Raw genomic sequence first — 8,204 nt, forward strand, 5'->3', positions numbered from 1 at the left:
CGTCGATTAAAACGTGAGTGTGATAAACAATTGAAACATTCACAGAATCTTCTTTGTGATTCAATTCCTGTCTTAGCTTGCCAGATAAGTAAAGCCAAAATCAGACTGTCCGTAGTTTTAATTTGATCAATATTTCGCCGATGAGTAAACTCAGCCGGTGCATACAAACGATACCAGTGCCGACAAATTATCACTAAATCTTTAAAACTAACTTGTAAATGGTGGCTAAAACGCTTAAGGCAGTTCAATCAGATCAGACTCTTTTCTTTTTGATACTACAACTTGAGTCTATATTAACTAAAACGATTTAACTAGCACCACGCGTTATTATTTATCTTTTTATACTAGCTTAGATTAAATCTTGTATAATAAAGTCGTAAATGAAATTTAAATCATTTATTTATTTTGATTAATTACTCATTTGTAAATGAGTTTTGGTCGTAGGTCTTTTGTTAGACTATTTTGTTGTTTATTTTATTGTTTATTGTTTATTGATTAATAGAATTGAAGGCTTAGGCACGTCGCTTAAGCTTTTTTTCTTTAGGAGAAAATTACCAATGTAAAAACATTAAAAGAAGCAAATTGATTATTAGTGGTCATTATCTTAAATTGACCCATTAAAAATTAATAAAGATTGAAAACAGTTTTCTCGCTTGCGGGAAGCTGTTTTTTGTTTATCGAAAAAGAGGAGAATGTATAAATGCAAAATTATTACTTACCTGCTGACGCTAATGAGGACTTCTTTCCAAAAACAGATGCAGCCAAGATTAAGAATAATATTGAAATAATCAAATTGGTTAAAAAGTTAGACAAAGAAGATCAGCAAGCTACTGCTACCCAGCAAGCTAAATTAGCTACTTACGTAGGTTGGGGTGGTTTGGCCAATGATTTCTTCGATGATTTTAACCCTAAATACCAATCTGAAAGGGAAGAATTAAAGTCTTTAGTTTCGCACCAAGAATACGAAAACATGAAAGCTTCATCCCTTACTGCTTATTACACTAATCCAGCTATTGCTAGAGCAATGTGGCAGAAAATTGTTGATTCAGAATTTACTCATGGTAATGTACTTGATCCTTCAATGGGTACTGGTATTTTCTTTATGACAATGCCAGAACAGTTGCGTGATAAGGTTAATTTATATGGGGTTGAGTTGGATTCCATTACTGGTATGATTGCTAAGCAATTATTCCCAAATGCTAAAATCTTCGTTAAGGGCTTTGAAGACGTTAAGTTTAAAGGCGCTAACTTTGATTTGGTAATTACGAATGTACCTTTTGGTGACACTCGCTTGCTTGATGATAATGGAAACAATTCATACTACATTCATGATTATTTCTTGAAGAAAGCTGTCGATGTCACTCGCAACTATGGTTTGATTGCCATTATTACTAGTACAGGTTTAATGGATAAGCGAACTAATAATATTCTTGAAAAAATCAAGAATAAAGTTGCATTTTTAGGTGGCGTAAGAATGCCAACAGACGCTTTTAAGCAAACTGCTGGTACACAAATAACAACTGATATGTTGTTCTTCCAAAAGAACCTAAATAACGACTTAGGCAGTTTTGCTGCAGCTTTTGAGCCAGTTAGTCAATTTCCATCAGATAGGAGAGTCTGGCTTAACAATTACTTTCTCAGTGAACCAGAACAAATTTTGGGTTCAATTCAAATTCAAAACTATCACGGCGCTACTCTTACAGTAGTTGACAGAGGTACTTTCTTGAAAGAATTACCCAATGCGATTAGTCGAACAATGTCAGTTAACCATCTCTATGCAGTTGATAGTGGAAAGGTCGAAGTTGAAGAAGATAAGTCATCTGATGTAACTTTGCCCGAAAAGATTAGAAAGTTACCATTGTTTGAATATGGTTATGCTAACGGTCTGATCTATTTCAATAGCATTGACGGAATAGTTAAAGACGGTAAGCCTGAACAATTTGCTTACTATACTGACGCAACTACAGATGAATATGCAGGTACATCAGAATCAGCAAGCAGAGAAGAAGATTATCGTCAACAGACAGATGATGGTAAAAAGAGAATCTATGATATTTACGTAGCTAATAGGCCAAACAAACGTGGTAAATTTGCTGATTGCTACAAACACGTGGTATTCTACTACACTAATTATTCTGCTAAGGAAACCAGTATCATCAAGGGCTACATTGATTTAAGAGATACTTACCAAAATTTGATTAATTTACAACTTAATCCTCAATATGGTAAGAACCGTCATGAGTATGACATCAAATTTCAAGCTTTATTGAACCAAATGAATAATATCTATGATCAATTTGTGACCAACTTTGGCTCAATCAATCTTTCTAGGAATGTAAGATTATTCCGTGAAGATAAGAAAGCTGCTTTGGTTGAGAGTTTGGAAGATCATGTTCTTGATCCAAAAACTGGTAAACAAATTTACGTTAAGAGCAAAGCTTTCACACAAGCTACTGTTAGACCAAATAGACTTATCAAAAAGGTCAATTCAGCTATTGATGCTTTATTGTCCTCGGTTTCAGAAGCTCGTGGTGTAGATTTTACTTATATGCAAACTATTTATCCTGGACATTCCAAGCAACAAATTATTGACCAGTTAGCAGACCATATTATCATTGACCCACAGAAATATCATGATACAGGCAAAATTGAATATATCACAAAAGAAGATTTTCTCTCAGGGGATGTTGTTACCAAAAGGGATGTATTGCAAGATCTAATTGCAAGCAACGACTTTGCCGCAAATTGGAAGCACTATCTTGAATTAATTGAAAAGGTGTTGCCTAAGCGTTTAACTATCGCTGACATTTCCTTTCACATTGGTTCACCTTGGATTCCTGACAAAATTGTTTCTAATTTCTTATTAGATTGTTTCTTTGATCCAGAAAAGACCTTTAATCATTCAATTACAGGTTCTAAGGATCAAGACTTAATCATCCATACTCCCAAAGGCAGAACCATTGCTGAAGAGCCTTTCGCTGAATTAGTTTACTCAGTTGAGTGTTCAACCAAAGCTAATAATCTAAAACTTGAAAGAAATGGCGAAGCATTAGCAGGTTACGATAACCCTATTGCAATTTTCAATTACTTATTGAATTCTAAGCAGCCAACAATTACTAAGATTGTGGGTTATGATGAAAAAAATAAGCCAATTAGAGGTATTGACGATACAAGTACCGCAATGCTCCGTGACTTAGAAAAGAAAATTGAAAGAAAATTTGCTGATTATATCGCTAATAATCCTACTTGGTCTAAAGAATTAGAAGATACCTATAATAAGAAAAACAACCGTATCGTCAACAAAACGTATGATGGCTCACGCTTACATATTAATGGGTTGGCCAAAGGCTATCATTTACGTACTTATCAAAAAAATGCGGTTCTAAGAATCATTGAAGATGGACGTGCTTTGCTCGCTCACGAAGTAGGTACTGGTAAGACCTTAACCATGATTTCCGCTGGCTTTAAGCTAAAGGATTTAGGCTTAATTAATAAACCGATGTTTGTTGTTCCGACTAATCTGGTTTCTCAGTTTAGTCAAGACATTATGAAGTTTTATCCAACTAAAAATGTTTTAGTAACAACAGCAGAAGACTTTAGCACTAAGAATCGTAAAAGATTTTTAGCTAGAATTATATCAGGCGAATATGATGCGGTAATTATTGGGCATAGTCAATTTGAAAAGATTCCGGTCAGTCAGGAAGCTCAGCGTAATTTCGTTCAAGACCGTCTTAATAATTTGGAAAATTCTATTAATGCTTTGCATGAAAAAGGGCAAGACATTAGCGTTAAGCAGCTTGAAAGAAACAAGAAGTCTTTGATTAACCGAATTAAACGTTTAGCAATTCTAAAGCAAGATAACTTCTTAACTTTTGAAGAACTAGGTATTGACTTTCTTTTCGTTGATGAAGCTCATAATTACAAAAATATTGCTCCAGCTACTAGTTTAGGCAGAATCAAAGGTATCAATAGCCAGACTTCTAAAAGAGCTATGGATATGTTAATGAAGATCAGATTACTGCAAAACAAATATGACAATGGCCATGTTGTTTTTGCTACTGGTACTCCAGTATCCAACACCATTAGTGAGCTATGGACTATGATGAATTATATTCAGCCAGATATTTTAAAGAAATTTGAAATATCAAACTTTGACGATTTTGCCGGTTCATTCGGTAAAATTGTTAGTGAACTAGAACTAAATACTACTGGTAACAAATACAGACCAGTTAAACGATTTGAACGTTTCGTTAACTTACCTGAGTTAATGAATATTTATCACATCACTGCTGATGTGCAAATGGCTGACGGCGCTCATTTGTTGATCCCCAAGGCTACTAAGTACGTCATTAAATCCGATTTGACTGATGCTCAGCAAGCTAAATTGCAGAATCTAATAGAGCGTACAGACGCAATTCAAAATCACATGGTTACTCCCGATGAAGATAACATGCTCAAAATTACTAATGAAGCTCGTAAATTAACACTTGATATGCGCTTGTTTAGTGATGAGTATAAAGCAGAAGATTCAACTAAGTTGACTCAAGTTGCTGATAATGTTTATCGTATTTGGAAGCGGACTATGAAAGTTAAAGGTACTCAAATCATCTTTTCTGACTTAGGTACTCCTAAAGCTGGTAAATTCGATGTTTATAACGAATTAAAAAAGCTCTTGATTTCACGTGGCATCCCTGTAAAAGAGATTGCATTCATGCACCAAGCATCTAATGATGAAGCAAAAGTTCAACTGGAAAGAAAAGTTAATGCAGGTGATATTAGAGTCTTAATTGGTTCTACCCAGAAAGGTGGTACTGGTCTTAACGTACAAACACGTATGAAGGCTGCTCACCATCTGGATGTGCCATGGAGACCCTCAGATATTATTCAACGAAATGGTCGATTGATCCGTCAAGGAAATATGTTCCGTCACGTTGAAATTTATCACTACATCACGACTGGTTCTTTTGACAATTACTTATGGCAAATTCAAGAAAACAAGCTAAAGTATATCACTCAAATCATGACTAATAACTCTCCAATTAGAGCTATGCACGATGTCGATTCGCAAACTATGACTGCATCAGACTTTAAGGCTATTGCAACACAAAACCCTTATTTGAAGCTAAAGATGCAAGTTGACAATGATTTAACCCTGCTTGTTAATCAGAAACATGCCTTTGATCGTAATTATCGAGAAGATGTCCGTAATTATGAACGTAGCAAAGTAGAAGCTCCACAACTTGCAAAAGATATTGAAGCTCTTAAACAAGATATAGCTACTACTAAGCCGTTTAAACGCATTCTTTCAGCAACTGACATTGTGTTTAACAATGTTCAAACCTTCAAGTCATCTCGGCTAATTAACAAGAAATTGTATTTTGCCATTAAAGCTGCTGCATTTGCTGGCCCTAATCACAGTGGGAACAAGCCTATTGCTAAAATTGCTAATTTGTCGATTGAAGCAGGTTACAACATGAATTCTAAGATAATTAGAGGCAGCTATGGTATACATACCGCCGCTACCATCTTCTTAGTTGGTAAGGGCAGTTATCCATTGCGTGTTGATTTAACTGACTTCTTACATGAAAATTACGCTTTAAGAATCCGTAATTATGTTGTTGGTTTATCTGGTCTTTTAGAGAGCTGGCAACATGATTATGAGAAAAAACAGAATATCATTAAGCAGGGCGTAGGTTCAAATACTTTTGCTAAATTAACTGATATTCAATACCTGTCGCAAAAGAAAGAAATCTTAGACCCACTTATTGCTGGGGATGCTAAGGTAGAAGTAATCACTGCTAAGATTACTAAATTTGAAAACAAGTGGGAAGCTGCTCATCCTGGATTTGCTGATAAAGCAAATAAGAAAAAGGAAAAGGTAGCAACTGTTAAATACAGTAATGACCCTAGTGATTATGATGATAGCTTGTTTGAAGGCTTTGAACCTCAAACTGAGAAACAAACCGAGATTAAGACTGCTGTTCAAACTCCAGCTAAATCTACCAGTCCAACTACTCAAAAATCTGCTATACAGATTACTAAGAGTAGTAAGAAGATAACAGTTACGGTTAATAAGTCTACCAAACACTATGAAACGATCAGTTTGTTTGATTTTGATTATTCTAAAAATACTAAGGCTGAAAGAAAAGTTGAGAAAGCAAGTTCTACCTCAGTAGAACCTAAACAGCTCTCATTGTTTTAGCCTTAATTAGAGCCTAGAATCATTGATTCTAGGCTCTTTTGTTAAAAAGGAGATTACAAAATGTTCAGAAATATCTTTGAATTATATTCAAAAGCTATTGAAAATTTGTTTAAACCTGTTAGTCCACTTAATACAATACTTAAAGTTGCATTACATTCAACACTAGAAATGGATGGATTTAAGGAAATTAAAATTAAATCAGTTCCAGTTAAAAAGGAATTATCATCTGAAACAATAAAAAATATTCAAGATAATATGTTTCAAGATGGTTCAAGAAGCTGGCTTAAACATACTTTTGAAGTTAAAACTGTTGGAATTGATGATTCTCTTGGCTGCAATGACCAAGAAGACATTGAATATCACATTATTATTGTTGATAATCATGTTAAGTTAAATAAAAATAGACTATCTATTTCTAAATACTTTTTTTACAATCGAAAAATGCCACACGAGTATGATAGTCAATTATTTGAATTCATTAATGCACAAACTTTAATCGAAACCTTTCGTTTTAGAAGTTTAGTACTTAATACGATTCCTAAACTCACTTCTAATCAAATTTTTGACTGCAGTGCAATGAAAAATTTATTTAGAAATTTAAATTCTGTTGATTTTGATTTTCCAGCTATTAGAAAAGCTATTTTAGCCAAAAATGGTAAAAAATATGCTGAAATTACCAGAGGAATTTTCTTGTGTAATAATCGTTTTCTAAATAACTGGTTTAACGGTCACAATATCAGCAATACACCAGATAGCTACCAGTATAAAATGTTTGATGCTAATCAAGCTTTACGTTTCGGTACCTATGTTAATTTGAAACCACTAGAGGATGATTTAAATACATTTGGTGGAATTTGCGTAGATTATGGCAATAGCTTACCAAATGTACCTTTATCATATGTGATTGATTCATGGCTAAATGATTTTTATTTAAGTCATTTAACGAAGGTAATGGTATTCCACGCTTTTCAAATAAAACTTACCAACGAACAAATATCTAAGTTGTTTGTATTGGAAGACAAAAAAAAGTGCAAACCTCAAAATAGAAAAGTTACGAAAACCATTATTAAATCAACTGATCATTATGATTCAATTAATCGTCTTGATATTAATTTACCTGTATCAAAACAACATAGTCCCAAACATAACATTAAAGCACATGCGGAACAGCTTTCGCTTTTCTAATTAATTAAGCAGTCAAGAAGTCACTCAAACTTCTTAGCTGCTTTTTGTTTTATATTTTTCAATTAAAATGAAAGGCTCACAAAACTATGGATACTTTAAGGAAAGCAGAAAAGGCAATTAATCATATTTTCTTAACTACATTTCAAAAATACTGGCATCCCTTATGAGACAATAAATTGCTATAAGTAAGATAATGATTTAATTGGCAAAGGACAAATCTTGAATAACTGGAATTTTAACGGCATTATAGATTTATAAACACGTATTTCTGGTCCTATACTAAATAAAAAACATAATCCAATTACTGAAAATGCAATTTTAGTTTACCAATCAATAACCGGATTAAAAGAGAGTAGGGTAAAAATCAAAGACATTATTAACTAAAAATTTATATTAAAAATGCAATCGTCACTTAGTAAATACTAAGTGACGATTGATTTTTTCTTTAAAATAAAAATTTATTAATTAAAACAGAACCACTGAAGGAGATAATTTACTAGTTTTATTAGTGAATAGTTATATTGGAAACTGTCAAATCTTTTGTGTAAATAGATCTTTCTCATAGATTGATTTTTTATTCTTTATTTAATCAAAGTAAGATTCTAAGGTGTCCTGAACCTGACCAAAGCCTTTGTGAATTCGGTTGAAGTAGCGGTCATTGTAACTCATTGCTTGAATGCCAATAAAAGTATCAAGCGACTGTTCAGTCGGAAACTCTGCTTTAGGCTTAGCCTTGCGCTTAATGACGTTGTTAAAAGATTCAATCATGTTGGTAGAGTAAATTGAAGCTCTGATCTGCTTAGGATAATTATAGAAG

The 8,204-nt window shown here is 33.4% G+C and carries 3 protein-coding genes and 1 pseudogene; 2 read left to right on the forward strand and 2 right to left on the reverse strand.

What is annotated here, in order from left to right; all coding sequences use genetic code 11:
- Positions 1-248 (reverse strand): annotated as a pseudogene (locus tag BLP58_RS10975) (IS982 family transposase); the annotation flags it as partial.
- Positions 249-700: 452 nt separating this feature from the next.
- Between BLP58_RS10975 and BLP58_RS10980 the strand changes: the two are divergent.
- Both BLP58_RS10980 and BLP58_RS10985 read left to right on the forward strand, forming a co-directional pair.
- A complete protein-coding gene (locus BLP58_RS10980; RefSeq protein ID WP_013854563.1) occupies positions 701-6,202 on the forward strand; it encodes a helicase-like domain-containing protein in 5,502 nt (1,833 codons plus the stop codon).
- 60 nt (positions 6,203-6,262) lie between these two features.
- Entirely contained in the window at positions 6,263-7,387 is a 1,125-nt protein-coding gene (locus tag BLP58_RS10985; protein ID WP_013854562.1) for a hypothetical protein, read from the forward strand.
- A 585-nt stretch (positions 7,388-7,972) separates the two neighbouring features.
- Here BLP58_RS10985 and BLP58_RS10990 read toward each other — a convergent pair.
- On the reverse strand, positions 7,973-8,204 hold a 232-nt coding region (locus BLP58_RS10990; protein WP_035425084.1), incomplete at its 5' end, for an IS256 family transposase.

This window comes from Lactobacillus kefiranofaciens, assembly GCF_900103655.1.
GTDB lineage: Bacteria > Bacillota > Bacilli > Lactobacillales > Lactobacillaceae > Lactobacillus > Lactobacillus kefiranofaciens.

Bases quoted from the DNA above. Each gene is read 5' to 3' on its own strand.
- BLP58_RS10980 (WP_013854563.1), top strand. From the start codon at position 701: ATGCAAAATTATTACTTACCTGCTGACGCTAATGAGGACTTCTTTCCA.
- BLP58_RS10985 (WP_013854562.1), top strand. From the start codon at position 6,263: ATGTTCAGAAATATCTTTGAATTATATTCAAAAGCTATTGAAAATTTG.